This window comes from Vibrio sp. 1727 (genome assembly GCF_033344415.1).
GTDB lineage: Bacteria > Pseudomonadota > Gammaproteobacteria > Enterobacterales > Vibrionaceae > Vibrio > Vibrio alginolyticus.
On the sequence record NZ_JAWPOT010000022.1, the window covers coordinates 22,999 to 42,281 of the forward strand.

The window sequence follows — 19,283 nt, forward strand, 5'->3', positions numbered from 1 at the left end:
CTTACAAAACTTGTTGCGATGACACTTTGCTGTCTATACCGCTTGCGCCGTAAGCTGTTTCAGTAAACGGTCCATCGCTCGATACCCAAGTGCCTCGGCCAAGTGCGTTCGTTCAATTTGCTCCGCCCCATCCAGATCGGCGATTGTTCGCGCCACTTTGATAATACGATGATACGCACGAATCGAGAGTCCTAAACGGTGCAAAGCGGTTTCAAGAAACTCAGCATCACTCTTGTGCAAGGGACAAAACGCCTCAATTTCTCGACTACCTAGCAGTGCATTGACCTTACCACTGCGGTTTAGCATATTGTTACGCGCATGGCTCACACGCGCTTTTACGATAGCAGTCGGCTCACCGCGATCACCACCTTCTGCTAATGTCCCTTTTGGCAAAGCTGGGATTTCTAAAGACATATCAAAGCGATCTAACAGTGGTCCAGATAATCGACCAAGGTAGCGCAAAATAGCTTGTGGATTGGTGCGCGCTTGATTGCCTTCGTAATATCCTGTCGGGCTTGGGTTCAAGGCTCCAACTAATTGGAAGCGAGCCGGAAAGCGTGTTTTACCTTGCGCTCGAGAGATAATGATCTCGCCAGATTCGAGCGGTTCGCGTAACGAGTCTAGAACTTTACGATCAAATTCGGGCATTTCATCGAGAAACAATAACCCGTTGTGGGCTAAAGAGATCTCCCCTGGTCTGGGTACCGAGCCACCGCCGACTAATGCCGCCATTGAACTTGAATGATGCGGAGAACGAAACGGACGCGACTTCCAGTTATGCTCATTAATTTCACTCTGAGTCAACGATGCCACCGAAGCGGTTTCCATTGCTTCTTCGTCACTCATTTCCGGTAATAAGTCACACAAACGCGAAGCCAACATCGTTTTTCCAGTACCTGGCGGGCCAAGGAAAAGTAAGTTGTGGTTTCCAGCGGCAGCAATCTCCAGTGCTCGCTTACCTTGTTGTTGGCCAATAATATCTTGTAAGTCTCGACCATGTTTTTCGATCGTTTTTCGCTTAGGCGTTTGAAAAAGATTCAGTCGATGTTGACCACAAAGCTCGGCACATACTTCCAGTAATGATTGGGCCGATTTATGTTGTTCCTTCCCCACCAGCGCCGCCTGATCGCCATTCACATGTGGGACGACCAAATGACGTTGAATCTTACTGGCTTCCAGCGCAGCAGGCAGCACACCTTTTACAGGTCTCAGACCACCAGATAACGCTAACTCACCAACAAATTCGTAGTTTTTGAGCTTATCTGTCGCGATTTGCTCCGAAGCGGCCAAAATTCCCAATGCAATAGGAAGATCAAAACGCCCTCCCTCCTTGGGTAGATCTGCCGGAGCCAAGTTCACGGTGATCCGCTTAGCAGGAAATTGAAAGTTAGAATTAATGATCGCACTGCGTACGCGATCTTTGGACTCTTTTACCGTTGTCTCTGGCAAGCCTACTAAGGTAAACCCTGGCATGCCGTTGCTGATATGAACTTCTACACTAACCGATGGCGCTTGCACCCCGACGCTTGCTCGACTATGAATGATTGCCAGCCCCATACGTTCCTCAATTTTTTTGAACACTCTGTAAACAAATGTTTTATCTAGTTGGTTATGTTATATACCGCGTCCCAATTGAGAGTTAATGTGAAAAAAGAATGACTTTTTGCTTGTCATGCAGCGGAATTGTGTGATACCACTAATGACGCAAACAATTTCGTAGAACATTACACAACATTTTTTAACGAAAAAAGAACGACAGACAGATGAACCTTTTCGCTCATATCAACGCACTGCTAGCCCTGATTATCGTGGTCATTATTGGCACCGCGCGGGGTATTGTGGGCGAAAGGTAACCACAAATTACAAAAAACCCCCGCACTGAAAAGTCCGGGGGTTTTTTTACAACTACAAGTTGTCATCTGTCTAACCCTCGGACAGTTTAACGGGAAGAATGGGAGTGCACATGAAGTGCAATAAATATGGCAATCGCTACGAGCCACAACGTAGCAAAGGAGGTTTACGATGACTGGTGCACAACTTGTCGTAGCCGCTTTAAGACAGCAAGGCATCGAAACCGTTTTTGGCTACCCCGGCGGGGCCATCATGCCAATCTATGATGCTTTGTATGACGGTGGGGTGGAACACATCCTATGCCGTCACGAGCAAGGGGCCGCTATGGCAGCTATCGGGATGGCTCGTTCCACTCAAGACGTTGCTGTGTGCATGGCAACTTCTGGCCCAGGAGCCACTAACCTTGTTACCGGCCTTGCCGACGCTTTCCTTGACTCCGTACCTCTAGTTGCCATCACAGGCCAGGTTGCTAGCTCTCATATCGGTACCGATGCATTCCAAGAAATGGATGTGATCGGAATGTCCCTAGCCTGTACTAAGCACAGCTATCTCGTGACCGAAATTGAAGATCTAGCTCCGACACTTGCCGAAGCCTTTGAGGTCGCAAAAACCGGTCGTCCGGGTCCTGTCATTGTCGATATCGCCAAAGACGTTCAACTCGCTCAAGCACCTACAGACCTTCTTCCTCCATACATAGCACCAGCAATCGAAGATGTCAGCGCTGAAGATATCAAACGTGCGCAAGATGTGCTGGCAGCATCTACTCGCCCAGTGTTGTATGTTGGTGGTGGCGTGCAACTTGCGAAAGCAACCGATGCAGTACGCGAATTTCTTCGCTTAAACCCAATGCCTGCAGTTAGCACATTAAAAGGCCTCGGTACCATTGAACGCCATGATCCTCACTATCTTGGTATGTTGGGTATGCACGGCACCAAAGCCGCTAACCTAGTGGTTCAAGAAGCCGATCTATTGATCGTGGTTGGCGCGCGCTTTGATGACCGTGTGACGGGTAAGCTCGACACGTTTGCACCAAATGCGAAAGTGATTCACATCGACATTGATGCTGCGGAGATTCATAAACTGCGCCACGCCAACGCACCATTACGTGGCGACATCAACACCATTCTTCCTCAGCTAGAGCTGACTCAAGATATTTCACCGTGGGTTCATCACAGTGAAAGTCTGCGCAGCGGCTTTAAGTGGCGTTACGACCACCCGGGCGAGTTAATCTACGCACCGCTATTGCTTAAACAACTGTCTGACATGATGCCAGATAGCTCAATTGTCTCGACCGACGTCGGTCAGCACCAGATGTGGGCAGCGCAACATATCCAGCCACGCGAACCACAAAATTTCATCACTTCTGCTGGCCTTGGCACCATGGGCTTTGGCTTGCCAGCAGCGATGGGCGCTGCAGTCGCACGTCCTGATGATCAGTCTATCCTTATTACAGGTGACGGTTCATTTATGATGAACGTTCAGGAATTGGGCACGCTGAAGCGTCGGCAGATTCCAGTGAAGATTGTCCTTCTTAATAACCAACGTCTTGGCATGGTTCGCCAATGGCAGTCATTGTTCTTTGACGGTCGCCACAGTGAAACCATTCTTGATGACAACCCAGATTTCGTGATGTTAGCAAAAGCATTCGATATCCCGGGCAAAACCATCACCAAGAAAGAAGAAGTCGAACCTGCTCTCAAAGAGATGCTAGCGAGTGAAACTTCTTACATGCTTCACGTTTTGATTGATGAAGAAGAAAACGTGTGGCCATTGGTGCCACCTGGCGCATCAAACAGTGATATGTTGGAAAATACATAGGAGACAATCGCATGGACAGATATTTACTCGACATCAAAGCCGATGACAAACCGGTACTGTTGGAGCGCGTTCTACGTGTGATTCGTCACCGAGGCTTCGTGATCAAACAAGTCGCTGCTACGCAAAACCACGAAAGCAAAGTAGCCAGCGTCGAGATCATCGTCGACAGCGATCGACCAATCTCGTTTTTGATCAATCAAATAGAGAAGTTGTGGGACGTTCGTAAGGTTGAGGTGCTAAAAATCCGCAACGATGAACTGCCAAATCACAACTTACAACAACACGTAAGTGCATAAGGAAGGCAACAAATGGCAACGAAAACTGCAGATTTCATTTGGTTTAATGGTGAGATGGTTCCATGGGCAGAGGCGAACGTTCACGTTCTGACTCACGCAATGCACTATGGTACATCCGTGTTTGAAGGCGTGCGCTGTTACAACACACCAAAAGGCCCAATTGTCTTCCGTCACCGTGAGCATGCACAACGTCTAAAAGATTCTGCCAAGATTTACCGCTTTCCGATCCCTTTTTCTGTAGAAGAAATCATGGAAGCGACCCGCGAAACACTGCGCCAAAACAAACTCGACAGCGCTTACATTCGTCCATTGGGTTTTGTCGGTAATGTTGGCTTAGGCGTATGTCCACCAGTTGGCACTGAGATGGATCTAATCATTGCAGCATTTCCTTGGGGCTCTTACTTAGGCGAAGAAGCGCTAGAAAAAGGTGTCGATGCGATGATTTCAAGCTGGAACCGCGCTGCGCCAAACACCATCCCAACTGCGGCTAAAGCAGGCGGTAACTACCTATCTTCACTACTGGTTGGTGGTGAAGCGCGTCGTCACGGTTACGACGAAGGTATTGCGCTAAGCGTAGATGGTTACCTATCGGAAGGGGCTGGTGAAAACATCTTCGTTATCAAAGATGGCGTAATCACCACACCACCAGCAACTAGCGCGATTCTACCGGGCATCACTCGTGACTCGATCATGACAATTGCACGCGATAAAGGCTACGAAGTACGTGAAGCGAACATTGCTCGTGAAGCCCTTTACCTTGCCGATGAAGTCTTCATGACAGGTACTGCGGCTGAGATTGTACCAGTGGCAACCATCGACAAGATTGAAGTGGGTACTGGTAAGCGCGGCCCTATCACTAAAGAACTACAAGCAGCCTACTTTGGCCTATTTGACGGCACCACGGAAGATAAGTGGGGCTGGTTAGACTATGTGTACCCAGAACAGAAGTAAGAAGGATTAGGAAATGCCAAAATATAGATCAGCTACCACCACACATGGTCGTAACATGGCGGGTGCACGAGCACTGTGGCGTGCAACGGGTGTGAAAGAAGAAGACTTCGGTAAACCAATCATCGCCGTTGTAAACTCGTTTACTCAATTTGTTCCGGGTCACGTACACCTGAAAGACATGGGCCAGCTTGTAGCGCGTGAAATCGAAAAAGCCGGCGGCATCGCAAAAGAATTCAACACCATAGCGGTTGATGATGGTATCGCAATGGGTCACGGCGGCATGCTGTACTCACTGCCTTCACGCGAACTGATCGCAGACTCTGTGGAGTACATGGTCAACGCGCACTGTGCCGATGCCATGGTATGTATCTCTAACTGTGACAAAATCACTCCGGGAATGTTGATGGCATCTATGCGTCTCAACATCCCGGTTATCTTTGTTTCTGGTGGTCCAATGGAAGCGGGTAAAACCAAGCTTTCTGATCAGATCATCAAACTAGACCTTGTAGATGCGATGATCCAAGGCGCGGATCCAAAAGTGTCTGATGAGCAAAGCGAGCAAATCGAACGCAGCGCATGTCCAACGTGTGGATCGTGTTCAGGCATGTTCACTGCAAACTCGATGAACTGTCTAACGGAAGCACTGGGTCTTTCTCAACCAGGTAACGGTTCTATGCTGGCAACGCACGCTGACCGTGAACAACTGTTCCTTAATGCAGGTCGTCGCATCGTTGAACTGACTCGTCGTTACTACGAGCAAGATGACGAATCAGCACTGCCACGCAACATCGCTACGTTTGATGCGTTCGAAAATGCGATGGCACTGGATATTGCAATGGGTGGCTCAACCAACACCATTTTGCACCTGTTGGCTGCAGCGCAAGAAGGTGAAGTGGATTTCGATATGGAAGATATCGATCGCCTATCACGCCAAGTACCACACCTATGTAAAGTGGCACCATCTACCCAGAAATATCACATGGAAGACGTACACCGCGCTGGTGGCGTCATGGCAATTCTTGGTGAGTTAGATCGTGCAGGTCTTCTACACAATGATGCGCGCACCGTGCTTGGCCTTTCGATGAAAGAGCAGCTGGCGAAATACGACATCATCCAAACTGAAGACGAAGAAGTACTTAAGTTCTACCGCGCAGGTCCCGCGGGTATTCGTACTACTCAAGCGTTCTCACAAGATTGCCGCTGGGATCGCCTTGATGACGACCGTGCGGAAGGTTGTATTCGTACTATCGATCATGCCTTTAGCCAAGAAGGTGGCCTAGCCGTTCTATCAGGCAACATCGCATTAGATGGTTGTATCGTTAAGACTGCTGGTGTTGATGAGAGCATCCATAAGTTCACTGGTCCAGCCGTGGTATTTGAAAGCCAAGAAGACGCCGTAGAAGGCATCTTGGGTGGCAAAGTAAAAGCAGGCGACGTGGTTGTTATCCGTTACGAAGGCCCTAAAGGTGGTCCGGGCATGCAAGAAATGCTTTACCCAACCACTTATCTAAAATCGATGGGCCTTGGCAAAGAGTGTGCACTTCTGACTGACGGCCGTTTCTCTGGCGGCACATCAGGTCTGTCAATCGGTCACGCCTCTCCTGAAGCAGCAAACGGCGGTGCAATTGGCCTGGTAAAAGAAGGCGATATGATCGCAATTGATATTCCAAACCGTTCAATTTCACTCCAAGTGTCTGAACAAGAACTTGCTGAGCGCCGTGCAAAACAAGACGAACTAGGCTGGAAACCAGTTGACCGCCAACGTGAAGTTTCCTTTGCACTCAAAGCGTACGCGAGTATGGCAACCAGTGCTGACAAGGGTGCAGTACGAGACAAGTCGAAGCTAGAGGGCTAGCAATGATGGAAGCTCAACCCGAAAAACAAGTGAACCAAACTGGCGCAGATTATCTGCGCCAAATCCTTCGCGCACCTGTTTATGAAGTAGCAACAGTGACGCCACTGCAAGAAATGCCTCGTTTATCTGCACGTATCGGGAATAACGTGCAGATCAAGCGTGAAGATCGCCAACCCGTACACTCGTTCAAATTGCGCGGTGCATACAACATGGTGGCGAGTTTATCTGAAGCACAAAAAGCCGCTGGTGTCATTGCAGCATCGGCAGGTAACCACGCTCAAGGCATGGCGCTCTCTGGTACTAAGCTAGGCATCAAGACCACCATCGTAATGCCCAAAACCACACCAGACATCAAAGTCGATGCGGTACGCAGCTTTGGTGGCAATGTAGTGTTGCACGGCAGTAACTTTGATGAGGCAAAAGCCGAGGCAGAGCGTCTATCCGAGTTAAACGGGTACACCTTTGTCCCTCCCTTCGATCATCCACTGGTGATTGCTGGTCAAGGCACCATCGGCATGGAAATGCTGCAACAAAATGGTCACCTTGACTACATCTTCGTTCCTGTCGGTGGTGGCGGTTTGGCTGCCGGTGTTGCGGTACTCGTGAAGCAGCTCATGCCAGAAATCAAAGTCATTGCGGTCGAGCCAGAAGATTCTTCATGCCTCAAAGCGGCATTGGATGCAGGTGAACCAGTAGTATTAGACCAGGTCAGCATGTTTGCCGATGGCGTTGCAGTAAAACGCATTGGTGAAGAGACGTTTCGTCTATGCCAAAAGTACATTGATGGCCATATTGCCGTCTCTAGCGATGAAATCTGCGCAGCCGTAAAAGACATCTTTGAAGACACTCGCGCCATTGCTGAGCCTTCGGGCGCACTTGCTCTGGCAGGTTTGAAGAAGTTTGCTGAGCAAAACAAATTGCAAGGTAAGAATCTAGGAACTGTACTGTCTGGTGCAAACACCAACTTCCACGGTCTGCGTTATGTTTCTGAACGCTGCGAGCTTGGTGAAAAACGTGAAGGTCTGCTTGCCGTCACCATCCCTGAGCGTCAAGGTGCTTTCTTTGAGTTCTGTAACCTCATTGGCGGCCGTGCCGTGACAGAGTTTAACTACCGCTACAACGATGACGCATTGGCAAATATCTTTGTCGGTGTGCGTTTGCAAGGCGGTCAGGAAGAGCTAGAACATATCATTCACGACTTACGTGATGGTGGCTACCCAGTGGTTGATTTGTCTGATGATGAAATGGCGAAGCTGCACGTGCGCTACATGATTGGTGGTAAGCCGTCTAAGCCGCTTAAAGAGCGCCTATACAGCTTTGAATTCCCAGAATATCCGGGAGCGCTACTCAAGTTCTTAAGCACACTCGGTACTCATTGGAATATCAGCTTGTTCAACTACCGTAACCACGGCGCTGACTACGGACGTGTTTTATGTGGTTTCGAGTTAGATGAAAGCGATTTAGCTCAGTTTTCTGCACATTTACGTGAACTTGGCTATCAATGCAAAGACGAGACAGACAACCCATCGTATAAGTTTTTCTTGTCATAAAACGCCACATTTCAAATATATCAAAGACAACACCTCGCATTAGCGAGGTGTTTTTTATGACTGTAACCAATCTTTATGTAGCTGATTAGGCGACCCAAGATAGTCCACCATCCACTGGATCAATTTATGATTATCATCTTTGCGCCATACTAAGCAGCAGTGACTGAGCGGTTTATCATCCGGCATGACCTTCTCCACCAGTACACCATCATTGATTAAGGGTGTTGCAATATGACGTGGCATGTAACCCACGCCCACCCCATTTTTTAAACATTCAATCGCACTATACCAATTGGGCAATAATAATCGGCGCTGTTGCGGATAATGGCCAGTATGGCGTTTTGGCAGCACGTTCGAAGTATCATCAAGACAGATCGCCGGAAATTGACTCACAAACTCTTCAGTAAGCACTTGTTGTCGAACGCAAGGATGAGCGGGTGACATTACAAATGCCCAATCTAATACGCCCATATCTTTGACTTCAAAATCCCCACCAACGGGAACCGCAGACGTGGCTCCAACGACTATATCGGCTCGTCCTTGTGCTATAGCCTCCCAAGAACCATTGAAGACCTCCATATTGATCTGCAATTCAGCAAATTCAAACTCGCGATAAAAATCTTCCACCAAAGGTTTGAGTTTTTCTAACTTCACCACGTTATCCAAGGTCAGCTTTAACGTGCTTTTCCATCCTTGAGCCGCTCGCCGCGTTTGTGCTTTCACCTCTTCCATTTGACGCAGCAAAGAGCGCGCCTCGGCCATAAAAAGTTCACCCGCTGGAGTTAGCTCGACTTTCCTTGGTAAACGTCGAAACAGCACCACATCTAAATCTTGCTCGACCTGCCTTACTCCATAGCTGATGGCTGAGGGGACTTTATGCAATACCTCAGCCGCAGCGGTGAAACTGCCTAAACGGGCAACCGTATCCAGCATTTCCAAAGACGCTTTAGAGAACATGATTTAACCTTTCAAAAAATTTGATTGATAACCAACAATTTTAGCGTTTTATTTTCTAAAAATCGAAAAATAGAATAATAAGGTAAATAAATCAGGGTTGGCGCCAACTGATGTTGATTAAAAAATGATTAAATAATTTGACTGGTTGAATCATGAAAATCTCAAAACTACAGCTCATTTATCTGGCAGCATTATCGATGCTTGGCTTCGTTGCTACCGATATGTATCTGCCAGCATTCAAAGCGATGGAAATCGACTTTGCAACAGGCCCTGAGCAAATTGCGCTCTCTTTAACGGTATTCCTCGTTGGTATGGCGATTGGCCAACTAATGTGGGGATTGGCATCCGATAAATTTGGCCATCGTAATACACTCGCAGCCGGGTTGGTGCTATTTACTATCGCGTCATTCGGTTTGGCTTTCTGTGATCAAGTATGGCAACTACTCACACTGCGCTTTATCCAAGCTATCGGTGTGTGTGCACCAGCCGTGATCTGGCAGGCTATGGTCATTAAGCGCTACTCAAGCAGTAGCCAACAAATTTTTGCGACAATCATGCCACTCGTCGCGCTATCACCAGCACTAGCACCTCAATTAGGGGTTGTGTTGGCAGATAACTTCGGCTGGCACAGTATCTTTATTACGCTAACACTAGTTGGCGTCTTTTTGGTCTTTGCGACCATGGCACAAAAAGACGAGAAAGCAGAAATCAAACAAACCAGTATGTCTGCCGACATAAAAGCGCTGCTGAGTTCTAAAAAATACCTTGGCAACGTGTTTATGTTTGCGACGGCTTCAGCTGCATTCTTTGCTTACCTAACTGGGATGCCAGAAATCATGGCGCAACTGGGCTACGAAGCAAAAGATATTGGTTTGAGCTTTATCCCACAAACCATCGCGTTTATGGCTGGTGGCTACTTAGGTAAAGTAGGCGTTCGAAAATTTGGTGATGAAAAGGTTCTGCGCCAACTGATTGGCCTATTTAGTGTCGCGGCATTAATGATTTTCATTGCTTCACAGTGGGAGCTGTCATCGATTTGGCCTATTCTTGCGCCATTCTGTTTGATTGCCGTTGCTAACGGCGCACTGTACCCAATCGTGGTAAACCGTGCACTGGCCAGCGCACAACAGAGCCCTGCAACAGCAGCAGGTTTGCAAAACAGCCTGCAAATCTGTGTAAGTAGCTTCTCAAGTGCATTGGTAGCCGCAATGGCAAGCCAAGCTCAGATGGTTACTGGCATCGCAATCATCATCTGTATGGGTGGGCTGTGGATGGGATACATTCTGTCGAATCGCGAATTATCCAAGCACTTTACGACTCCTGACAACGCCCGAGTCGTGAGTGAAGACGAACTTTAATCGTTCAGATAATAAAAAGAGCCGCGCAATGCGGCTCTTTCTGTTTATAAGCTTTTCAACCCCCATTTCTTGGCAGTCTGCTTAAAAAAGCCTTGAGTCTTTTTCAACTCTACCCAGTGATTGATGTAATTAATCCATACTTGATCGTCTTGCGGCAACAACATAGCAATTGGGGTTGGTTTACGCGGTGCGGTCACTGGCACTATCGCCAACTGTTTAAACTTATCCACCAACGTCGCTGCTTCCACATTGGACGTCACGGATACATCGGCCCTGCGAGCTAGTAGTTCTTGGAAGTCGCGCGCTGGCGCTTCAATAACAATATGCTGAGCAGACGGGAAGAACTCTTTCACCATTTTTTCTTGTACCGTACCTAACGTCGCTGCGACTTTTACTTCTGGTTTATTAAAATCCGCCCAATCAGAAAATTTGGCGAGATCTTTCTTTTGCACCACAGGTACAAAGGCAAGGTAGAAATACGGCTGGCTGTATCCAGCTACTTTCGCGCGCGACATGTTCAGAGATGCGCTGCCAGTAATATCGTATTTGTTGGCGGTAATGCCATTAACTAGCGTCTTCCAATCCGTGGGCACATACTCCACTTTTACACCGAGATCTTTAGCAAGTTCTGTTGTTACATCGATATCGAAGCCACGATAACTGTTTGTCGCGGGGTCTTTCATCGTCATCGGATTCCAATCTCCCGTCGTTCCAACTCGGAGTACGCCATTGTCTAAAATGGATTGAAGACGGCTTTCAGCGTGAGCGACTTGAGTCACAGCAAGCAAACACATTCCTAGCACTAGTAAAATCTTTCTCATTTTTATTCCCTTAAAAATAATGACCTTATACGGTTTAATAATTAACCTTTATTAGAGCTCTACTGATAACATAGCAGCAACAAAGGAAGTTTTTTAGTTAATTCAGGGAGTAAATGTGACGTTTCGAACTCTATGGCTATTTTCATTGCTATTACTCACTGGTTGTTCAGATTATCAATGGGGCTGGTATGTACTTGACCCTTCGACGGATCAAGGGCTCACCAATCTAAAGTTTTTAATCGCTGGGTTTAATGACACCATTCAGGTATCACTCCTCAGTATGTTATTTGCGATGAGCTTGGGCCTGATCGTTGCGTTACCCGCTCTGTCGGACTCTGCCTCTCTGAAGTGGATAAACCGTATTTATGTCGAGGTGATCCGTTCAGTGCCAGTTTTAGTCTTACTACTTTGGGTGTATTACGGCATGCCTACGCTATTGGATGTCTCACTCAATCACTTTTGGGCGGGTGTTATTGCACTGACTATCGCTGAGAGTGCGTTTATGGCGGAAGTGTTTCGCGGTGGGATACAAGCTATCAGCCGTGGCCAGCATGAAGCAGCTGAGTCTTTGGGCTTAAGCTATTGGCAAAAGATGCGCTTGGTAATTCTTCCCCAAGCGTTTCGACAAATCCTCCCTCCACTGGGCAATCAATTTGTCTACATTCTCAAGATGAGTTCTTTAGTCAGCGTGATTGGTTTAAGCGATCTCACTCGCCGTGCTAATGAGCTGGTGGTGAATGAGTACTTACCCCTAGAAATTTATACCTTCCTCGTTTTGGAGTACTTGTTGCTCATCCTATTTGTATCTCAAGCCGTTCGTTGGCTCGAAAAACGTATTGCTATTCCTAGCTACTAACGATGAAGCCAGAGCTAGAAACAACAAAGCCGCTCTTGTTGAGCGGCTTTGACAGTATAGCGATAGAGTGAGTGCAGGTAATGTTTATTTCTGTTTTACAGGACGCTGCCAGCCAGTAATTTTGCGCTCTTTGACGCGAGTAATTACTAACTCACCTTCTTCAACATCTTTTGTTAGTGTCGTGCCTGCACCGATGGTTGCGCCATCAGCGATAGTGACAGGCGCCACCAGCTGGCTATCAGAACCAACAAAAACATCATTACCGATGATGGTTTTAAACTTGTTCGCACCATCGTAGTTACAAGTGATAGTACCTGCACCGATGTTAGTACGTTGGCCGATCTCTGCATCACCTAAGTAAGTTAGGTGGTTCGCTTTTGAACCTTCTCCGATGCGCGCATTTTTCACTTCAACGAAGTTACCCACATGGGAATCGTTACGCATTTCAGCACCAGGACGAAGGCGAGTAAATGGACCAACCGTACATTCTTCACCAACCGTTGCACCTTCAATCACACTGTAAGGGCGAATGATGGTGTTGTCGTCGATTTCACAATCTTTCAGTACACAACCCGCACCGATAACCACGTTATCACCCAGTGAAACTTTACCTTCGATGATAACATTCACGTCGATTTCACAGTCCATACCGCACTGTAACTCACCACGCAAATCAAAGCGTGCTGGATCGCGTAGCATGACACCTTGCTCTAGTAGTTTCTGAGCTTGCATTGACTGGAAAGCACGCTCTAGACGAGCAAGCTGTGCGCGGTCGTTGACCCCTTCCACCTCAATGGCATTGACTGGGTGTACTGCCTCAACGGCACGACCTTCATCGTGTGCAGCTGCAATAACGTCAGTTAGGTAGTATTCGCCTTGTGCGTTGTTGTTGTTTAAGCCAGACAACCAACGCTTAAGATCCCCACCAGTCGCAACCATCACGCCAGTGTTGATCTCTTTAATTTGTTTTTGTTCTTCTGTTGCATCTTTTTGTTCAACGATCGCAACAACAGGACCATTTTTACGGATAATACGACCGTAGCCTGTCGGGTTATCTAGAATCACTGTTAGTAGTGCAATACCGCCTGTTGGCTGTGCATCTAATAGGTTTTCAATCGTTTCAGCTGAAATCAGTGGAACATCACCGTAAAGCACCAGTACTTTTTCATCGTCTTCAAACTTCGGAGACGCTTGATCAACCGCATGACCTGTACCTAACTGCTCCGCTTGAAGCACCCAATTTACAGGCTCTTCTGCTAGCGTTTGCTGCATTTGATCACCACCGTGACCATATACTAAGTGGATGTTTTGTGCGCCAAGACCTGTACATGTATCGATAACATGTTTTGCCATTGGCTTCCCTGCCAAAGTGTGTAGCACTTTAGGCATGTTTGAATACATACGGGTACCTTTACCCGCAGCAAGGATCACAGCACTGAATTTCATTAATAACCTATTGACGTTCTATTTTAATTGGGCGTTATTTTAAACACCTTGGAAGGATTAGTTAATGGTGGGATGTAAATTTCCAACTAAAATTAATCAAAAAGGCGACCAATTGGCCGCCTTTTTTCATGCAACGTTGCTAATTGAGCTTAGCGACGCTTTTTTGTCAGCTCGATAACTCGTAGCTGAGCAATGGCTTTAGCCAGTTCACTGGCCGCTTGTGCGAAGTCCATGTCACCATGCTGATTCTGGATTTGCTCCTCAGCGCGGCGTTTGGCTTCTTCTGCCTTCGCTGCGTCTAGCTCTTCACCACGGATAGCTGTATCAGCTAGTACAGTCGCTGTACCAGGCTGAATCTCTACCATACCACCAGAAACATAAATAATTTCTTCGTGGCCGTGCTGTTTCACAATACGCACCATACCAGGCTTGATAGCGGTCAGCAGCGGTGTGTGACCATGGAAAATACCAAGTTCACCTTCGCTACCGGTCACCTGAAACGTTTCAACACGACCAGAGAAGATTTTCTTCTCAGCGCTTACTACGTCTAGGTGAAAGGTTATTGCTGCCATATCGCCTCCTAGTTAGCCTTATAGCTTCTTCGCATTCTCAATAGCATCGTCGATGCTACCGCAGTACATAAATGCCTGCTCAGGAATGTCGTCGTATTCACCAGCTAGTAGACCTTTAAAGCCACGTAGAGTCTCTTTTAGAGGTACGTAAATGCCAGGGTCACCTGTAAATACTTCTGCTACGTGGTAAGGCTGAGTTAGGAAACGCTCAATCTTACGTGCACGAGATACAACTTGCTTATCTTCTTCAGATAGCTCATCCATACCTAGGATAGCAATGATATCTTTCAGCTCTTTGTAGCGCTGAAGAGTCTGCTGAACACCACGAGCAACTTCGTAGTGATCTTGACCAACGACTAGTGGATCAAGCATACGAGATGTTGAATCTAGCGGGTCGATCGCAGGGTATAGACCCATTGCAGCGATGTTACGGTTAAGTACAACCGTTGCATCCAAGTGCGCGAACGTTGTTGCTGGAGACGGGTCAGTCAAGTCATCCGCTGGTACGTATACCGCCTGTACAGACGTGATAGAACCTGATTTCGTTGACGTGATACGCTCCTGAAGTACACCCATCTCTTCTGCAAGAGTTGGCTGGTAACCTACCGCAGAAGGCATACGACCTAGTAGTGCTGATACCTCTGTACCTGCAAGTGTGTAACGGTAGATGTTATCAATGAACAGTAGTACGTCACGACCTTCGTCACGGAAACGCTCTGCCATTGTTAGACCAGTCAGTGCAACACGTAGACGGTTACCTGGTGGCTCGTTCATCTGACCGTAAACCATCGCTACTTTTGATTCTTCAGGCTTCTCAACGTTTACAACGCCCGCTTCCTGCATCTCGTAGTAGAAATCGTTACCTTCACGAGTACGCTCACCAACACCAGCAAATACTGATAGACCTGAGTGCTGTAGTGCGATGTTGTTGATAAGTTCCATCATGTTAACGGTCTTACCTACACCTGCACCACCGAATAGACCGATTTTACCACCCTTAGCGAATGGACAAATTAGGTCGATTACTTTAACGCCCGTTTCTAGAAGTGCAATTTCGTTTGATTGCTCTTCGTAGCTTGGTGCACTACGGTGGATAGAGTAAACCTCTTCCGCACCCACTTCACCACGCTCGTCAATCGCGTCACCTAGGACGTTCATGATACGACCTAGAGTTTTAGTACCTACTGGTACTGAAATTGGAGCGCCAGTGTTAACCACTTCAACTCCACGACGTAAACCATCAGAGCTACCCATTACGATACAACGAACTACGCCACCGCCTAGCTGTTGTTGAACTTCAAGAACTAGACGCTCTTTTGAGTCCGTTACGTTTAGAGCGTCATATACACTAGGTACATTGCTCTGTGGGAACTCTACGTCGACTACCGCACCGATGATCTGTACGATCTTACCTGTAGCCATCGTTAATCCTCTAAACTATTTCGTTTTACCTAAGCTTAAACCGCAGCTGCACCACCAACGATTTCTGATAGTTCTTGTGTAATCGCAGCCTGACGGGCTTTGTTGTACACAAGTTCCAAATCGTCAATCAAACTGGTTGCGTTATCCGTTGCAGCCTTCATCGCAATCATTCGAGCCGCTTGCTCACAAGCAAGGTTCTCAACCACACCTTGGTATACCTGAGACTCTACGTAACGCACTAATAGCGTATCCAGTAGAGGTTTTGGTTCAGGCTCATAGATGTAGTCCCATGAATGCTCACGCTGCATCTCTTCGCTGTCCGATTTAGGCAAAGGTAGCAATTGATCGATCGTTGGTTGCTGAACCATAGTATTAACAAACTTATTGAATACTACATATAGACGGTCCAGTTCACCTTCATCGTATTTCTTCAGCATTACGCCAACAGAGCCGATTAGGTCTTGTAGGCTTGGATTATCTCCAAGACCAGAAACCTGTGCCGCAACTTTTGCGCCACCATGTTTAAAGAAAGCTGTTGCTTTTGAGCCAACAACGGCTAGCTCAATCTCAGCACCTTTCTCTCTCCATGCTTGCATGTCTGTAACGGCTTTTTTGAACACGTTAATATTCAAACCACCACACAGACCACGGTCTGTCGAAACGATGATGTAACCAACACGTTTAGCTTCACGCTCTTCTAGGTACGGATGACGGTACTCTAGGTTTGCGTTAGCCACATGACCGATCACTTTACGCATTGTTTCAGCGTATGGACGAGAAGCTTCCATTGCATCTTGAGAACGACGCATTTTTGAAGCTGCTACCATTTCCATCGCTTTCGTAATTTTCTGAGTGCTTTTAACACTACCGATTTTATTACGTATCTCTTTTGCGCCGGCCATCGTTACTCTCCGTTAGTTGGTGGCAGAAACTGCCACCGACCTAATTACCAAGTTTGGGTTGCTTTGAAGTCGTCAGTCAGTTTCTTCAACTGAGCTTCGATTTCATCGTTGTAAGCGCCAGACTTGTCGATCTCAGCTGCTAGTTCAGCGTATTGACCGCGAGCGTACGATAGTAGAGCCGCCTCGAAATCTAGAACTTTGTTAAGTTCTACATCATCAAGGTAACCGCGCTCTGCCGCGAAGATAGTTAGAGCTTGGTCAAATACAGACATTGGAGCATACTGCTTCTGCTTCATTAGTTCTGTAACTTTTTGACCATGGTCTAGCTGTTTCTTCGTTGCGTCATCAAGGTCAGAAGAGAACTGAGCAAATGCCGCTAGTTCACGGTATGCAGCTAGTGCTGTACGGATACCACCTGATAGTTTCTTGATGATTTTCGTCTGAGCTGAACCACCTACACGAGATACTGAGATACCTGGGTCAACAGCAGGACGAACACCAGCGTTGAATAGCTCAGTTTGTAGGAAGATCTGACCATCGGTAATCGAGATTACGTTAGTCGGTACGAATGCTGAAACGTCACCTGCTTGAGTTTCGATGATAGGAAGAGCAGTCAAAGAACCAGTCTTACCTTTCACTTCACCGTTAGTGAAACGCTCTACGTACTCTTCGTTTACACGAGCTGCACGCTCTAGTAGACGCGAGTGTAAGTAGAATACGTCACCTGGGAATGCCTCACGGCCTGGTGGACGTTTAAGTAGTAGAGAGATCTGACGGTAAGCTACCGCTTGCTTAGATAGATCATCGTAAACAATCAGTGCGTCTTCACCGCGATCGCGGAAGTATTCACCCATCGCACAACCTGCGTAAGGCGCTAGGTATTGAAGCGCTGCAGATTCAGAAGCTGATGCAACTACAACAATAGTATTTTGTAGTGCGCCGTGCTCTTCTAGTTTGCGAACAACGTTAGCGATAGTCGATGCTTTCTGACCGATTGCTACGTAGATAGAGAAAATACCAGAGTCTTTCTGGTTGATGATCGCGTCGATCGCCAGTGCTGTTTTACCAATCTGACGGTCACCGATGATAAGCTCACGCTGACCACGACCGATTGGGATCATTGAGTCAACTGACTTATAACCAGTTTGCACAGGTTGGTCTACCGATTTACGGTCGATTACACCTGGTGCGATCACTTCTACAGGCGAAGTCATTTTCGCTTCGATTGGACCTTTACCGTCGATAGGCTCACCCAGCGTATTTACTACGCGGCCTAGCAGTTCTGGACCAACTGGCACTTCAAGAATGCGGCCAGTACCTGTAACTTTCATGCCTTCCTTAAGGTCAGCATATGGGCCCATTACAACCGCACCAACCGAGTCACGCTCAAGGTTAAGTGCCAGTGCATAACGGCCACCCGGTAATTCAATCATTTCACCTTGCATCACGTCCGCTAGGCCGTGGATGCGGATGATACCATCGCTTACCGATACGATAGTACCCTCGTTGCGAGCTTCACTAACAACTTCGAAAGATTCGATACGTTGTTTGATCAGATCGCTAATTTCCGTGGAATTAAGTTGCATGCTCCAATCCCCATTAAGACTGCAATGCATCGCTCAGGCGGTTCAAACGACCACGCGCTGAGTCATCGATGACTAGGTCTCCGGCTCGAATAATAACCCCACCAAGTAGGGTCTCATCTACACTGCAATTCAGCTTCACTTTGCGTTCAAGACGCTTTTCAAGTTTGCTGCCAATGTTTGCAAGTTGTTCATCAGAAAGCTCTGTTGCTGAAATTACTTCAACATCAATTTCTTTCTCATGTTCTTTTTTCAGAGTAAAAAACTCCGTGCAAACATCAGGAAGGGCCGCTAAACGACCATTCTCAGCCATTACCTTCAAAAGGTTTTGACCGTGCGCATCAACTTGTTCGCCGCAAACTGCAACAAAAATTTCTGCCATTTTGTCAGCAGAAACCGAACCCGTTAGTAGTTCGTTCATTTGTTCGTTTTTGGCCACTTCAGCAGCAAAAGATAACATTTGGCCCCATTGGTCCAACTGGTCTTTCTCTAAAGCAAAGTCGAAGGCTGCTTTAGCATAGGGGCGTGCGATAGTAGTCAAATCAGACATATGCGCCCCCAGACTTAAAGTTTTGCAGTAATGTTGTCGAGAATATCTTTTTGCGCATCTTTATCGATAGAACGCTCAAGGATTTTCTCAGCACCAGCTACAGCCAGAGTAGCAACTTGTTTGCGCAGCTCATCGCGTGCACGATTGCGTTCAGCTTCAAGTTCTGCTTCTGCTTGCGCTAGGATTTTCTGGCGTTCTGCCTGAGCTTCCTCGCGAGCTTCATCAAGAATTTGAGACTTACGCTTGTTCGCTTGTTCGATGATCTCAGTTGCTGTGCGCTTCGCTTCTTTCAATTGATCAGAAGCGTTGGCTTGTGCTAGATCCAAGTCTTTCGCAGCACGTTCTGCTGCTTGAAGACCATCAGCAATTTTCTTCTGACGCTCTTCGATCGCTTGCATCAATGGTGGCCATACATACTTCATGCAGAACCACACAAATAGTGCGAACGAGATTGCTTGACCTAGCAGAGTTGCGTTTATGTTCACAACAGCTACC

17 protein-coding genes are annotated in these 19,283 nt (G+C 47.3%); 7 read left to right on the forward strand and 10 right to left on the reverse strand.

The window, feature by feature from the left end:
• Positions 1-33 precede the first annotated feature (33 nt).
• Entirely contained in the window at positions 34-1,557 is a 1,524-nt protein-coding gene (locus tag R8O10_RS19165; protein ID WP_005383862.1) for a YifB family Mg chelatase-like AAA ATPase, read from the reverse strand.
• A gap of 465 nt (positions 1,558-2,022) precedes the next feature.
• Here R8O10_RS19165 and ilvG point away from each other — a divergent pair, with 465 nt between their 5' ends.
• Genes ilvG through ilvA form a run of 5 tightly spaced genes read left to right on the forward strand, consistent with a single transcriptional unit; the run spans position 2,023 to position 8,321 of the window.
• Entirely contained in the window at positions 2,023-3,669 is a 1,647-nt protein-coding gene (gene ilvG, locus R8O10_RS19170) for an acetolactate synthase 2 catalytic subunit (RefSeq protein WP_005378960.1), read from the forward strand.
• Between the two features lie 11 nt (positions 3,670-3,680).
• Positions 3,681-3,965, forward strand: a complete 285-nt coding sequence (gene ilvM / locus R8O10_RS19175) for an acetolactate synthase 2 small subunit (protein ID WP_005378958.1) — start codon at positions 3,681-3,683, stop codon at positions 3,963-3,965.
• 12 nt (positions 3,966-3,977) lie between these two features.
• Positions 3,978-4,916, forward strand: a complete 939-nt coding sequence (gene ilvE, locus R8O10_RS19180) for a branched-chain-amino-acid transaminase (RefSeq protein ID WP_005378953.1) — start codon at positions 3,978-3,980, stop codon at positions 4,914-4,916.
• 13 nt (positions 4,917-4,929) lie between these two features.
• Positions 4,930-6,771 (forward strand): dihydroxy-acid dehydratase, encoded by a 1,842-nt coding sequence (gene ilvD, locus R8O10_RS19185; protein WP_005383859.1) that lies wholly within the window; start codon positions 4,930-4,932, stop codon positions 6,769-6,771.
• Positions 6,772-6,773: 2 nt separating this feature from the next.
• Positions 6,774-8,321 (forward strand): threonine ammonia-lyase, biosynthetic, encoded by a 1,548-nt coding sequence (gene ilvA, locus R8O10_RS19190; protein ID WP_065274979.1) that lies wholly within the window; start codon positions 6,774-6,776, stop codon positions 8,319-8,321.
• Positions 8,322-8,375: 54 nt separating this feature from the next.
• Here the strand turns inward: ilvA and punR are convergent, their stop codons facing one another.
• A complete protein-coding gene (gene punR, locus R8O10_RS19195) occupies positions 8,376-9,278 on the reverse strand; it encodes a DNA-binding transcriptional activator PunR (protein ID WP_017821565.1) in 903 nt (300 codons plus the stop codon).
• A gap of 152 nt (positions 9,279-9,430) precedes the next feature.
• On the opposite strand from punR, the gene punC reads away from it, so the two are divergent.
• Complete coding sequence (gene punC / locus R8O10_RS19200) at positions 9,431-10,636, forward strand: purine nucleoside transporter PunC (RefSeq protein ID WP_005378946.1); 1,206 nt, start codon at positions 9,431-9,433, stop codon at positions 10,634-10,636.
• A gap of 44 nt (positions 10,637-10,680) precedes the next feature.
• Here punC and R8O10_RS19205 read toward each other — a convergent pair whose 3' ends face one another.
• Complete coding sequence (locus R8O10_RS19205) at positions 10,681-11,457, reverse strand: transporter substrate-binding domain-containing protein (RefSeq protein ID WP_017821564.1); 777 nt, start codon at positions 11,455-11,457, stop codon at positions 10,681-10,683.
• 115 nt (positions 11,458-11,572) lie between these two features.
• Here R8O10_RS19205 and R8O10_RS19210 point away from each other — a divergent pair, with 115 nt between their 5' ends.
• Positions 11,573-12,313 carry an amino acid ABC transporter permease gene (locus R8O10_RS19210; RefSeq protein ID WP_005383852.1) on the forward strand — a complete coding sequence of 247 codons (741 nt, stop codon included), beginning with the start codon at positions 11,573-11,575 and terminating at the stop codon, positions 12,311-12,313.
• A gap of 84 nt (positions 12,314-12,397) precedes the next feature.
• On the opposite strand, the gene glmU is transcribed toward R8O10_RS19210, so the two are convergent.
• The 7 genes from glmU to atpF all read right to left on the reverse strand — a co-directional run bounded on the left by glmU (position 12,398) and on the right by atpF (position 19,273).
• Positions 12,398-13,759, reverse strand: a complete 1,362-nt coding sequence (gene glmU, locus R8O10_RS19215; protein WP_025768924.1) for a bifunctional UDP-N-acetylglucosamine diphosphorylase/glucosamine-1-phosphate N-acetyltransferase GlmU — start codon at positions 13,757-13,759, stop codon at positions 12,398-12,400.
• 149 nt (positions 13,760-13,908) lie between these two features.
• Complete coding sequence (locus R8O10_RS19220) at positions 13,909-14,331, reverse strand: F0F1 ATP synthase subunit epsilon (protein WP_005378937.1); 423 nt, start codon at positions 14,329-14,331, stop codon at positions 13,909-13,911.
• Between the two features lie 18 nt (positions 14,332-14,349).
• The gene (gene atpD / locus R8O10_RS19225; protein ID WP_005383849.1) at positions 14,350-15,753 is read right to left on the reverse strand and encodes a F0F1 ATP synthase subunit beta; all 1,404 of its coding nucleotides are present in this window, start codon (positions 15,751-15,753) and stop codon (positions 14,350-14,352) included.
• A gap of 35 nt (positions 15,754-15,788) precedes the next feature.
• Positions 15,789-16,655, reverse strand: a complete 867-nt coding sequence (gene atpG, locus R8O10_RS19230; RefSeq protein WP_005378932.1) for a F0F1 ATP synthase subunit gamma — start codon at positions 16,653-16,655, stop codon at positions 15,789-15,791.
• Positions 16,656-16,699: 44 nt separating this feature from the next.
• Positions 16,700-18,241, reverse strand: a complete 1,542-nt coding sequence (atpA, locus tag R8O10_RS19235; RefSeq protein ID WP_005378931.1) for a F0F1 ATP synthase subunit alpha — start codon at positions 18,239-18,241, stop codon at positions 16,700-16,702.
• Between the two features lie 13 nt (positions 18,242-18,254).
• Positions 18,255-18,788: a F0F1 ATP synthase subunit delta gene (gene atpH / locus R8O10_RS19240; RefSeq protein WP_017635596.1), complete on the reverse strand. Its 534-nt coding sequence runs from the start codon at positions 18,786-18,788 to the stop codon at positions 18,255-18,257.
• Between the two features lie 14 nt (positions 18,789-18,802).
• Positions 18,803-19,273 carry a F0F1 ATP synthase subunit B gene (gene atpF / locus R8O10_RS19245; RefSeq protein WP_005378929.1) on the reverse strand — a complete coding sequence of 157 codons (471 nt, stop codon included), beginning with the start codon at positions 19,271-19,273 and terminating at the stop codon, positions 18,803-18,805.
• Positions 19,274-19,283: the final 10 nt, after the last annotated feature.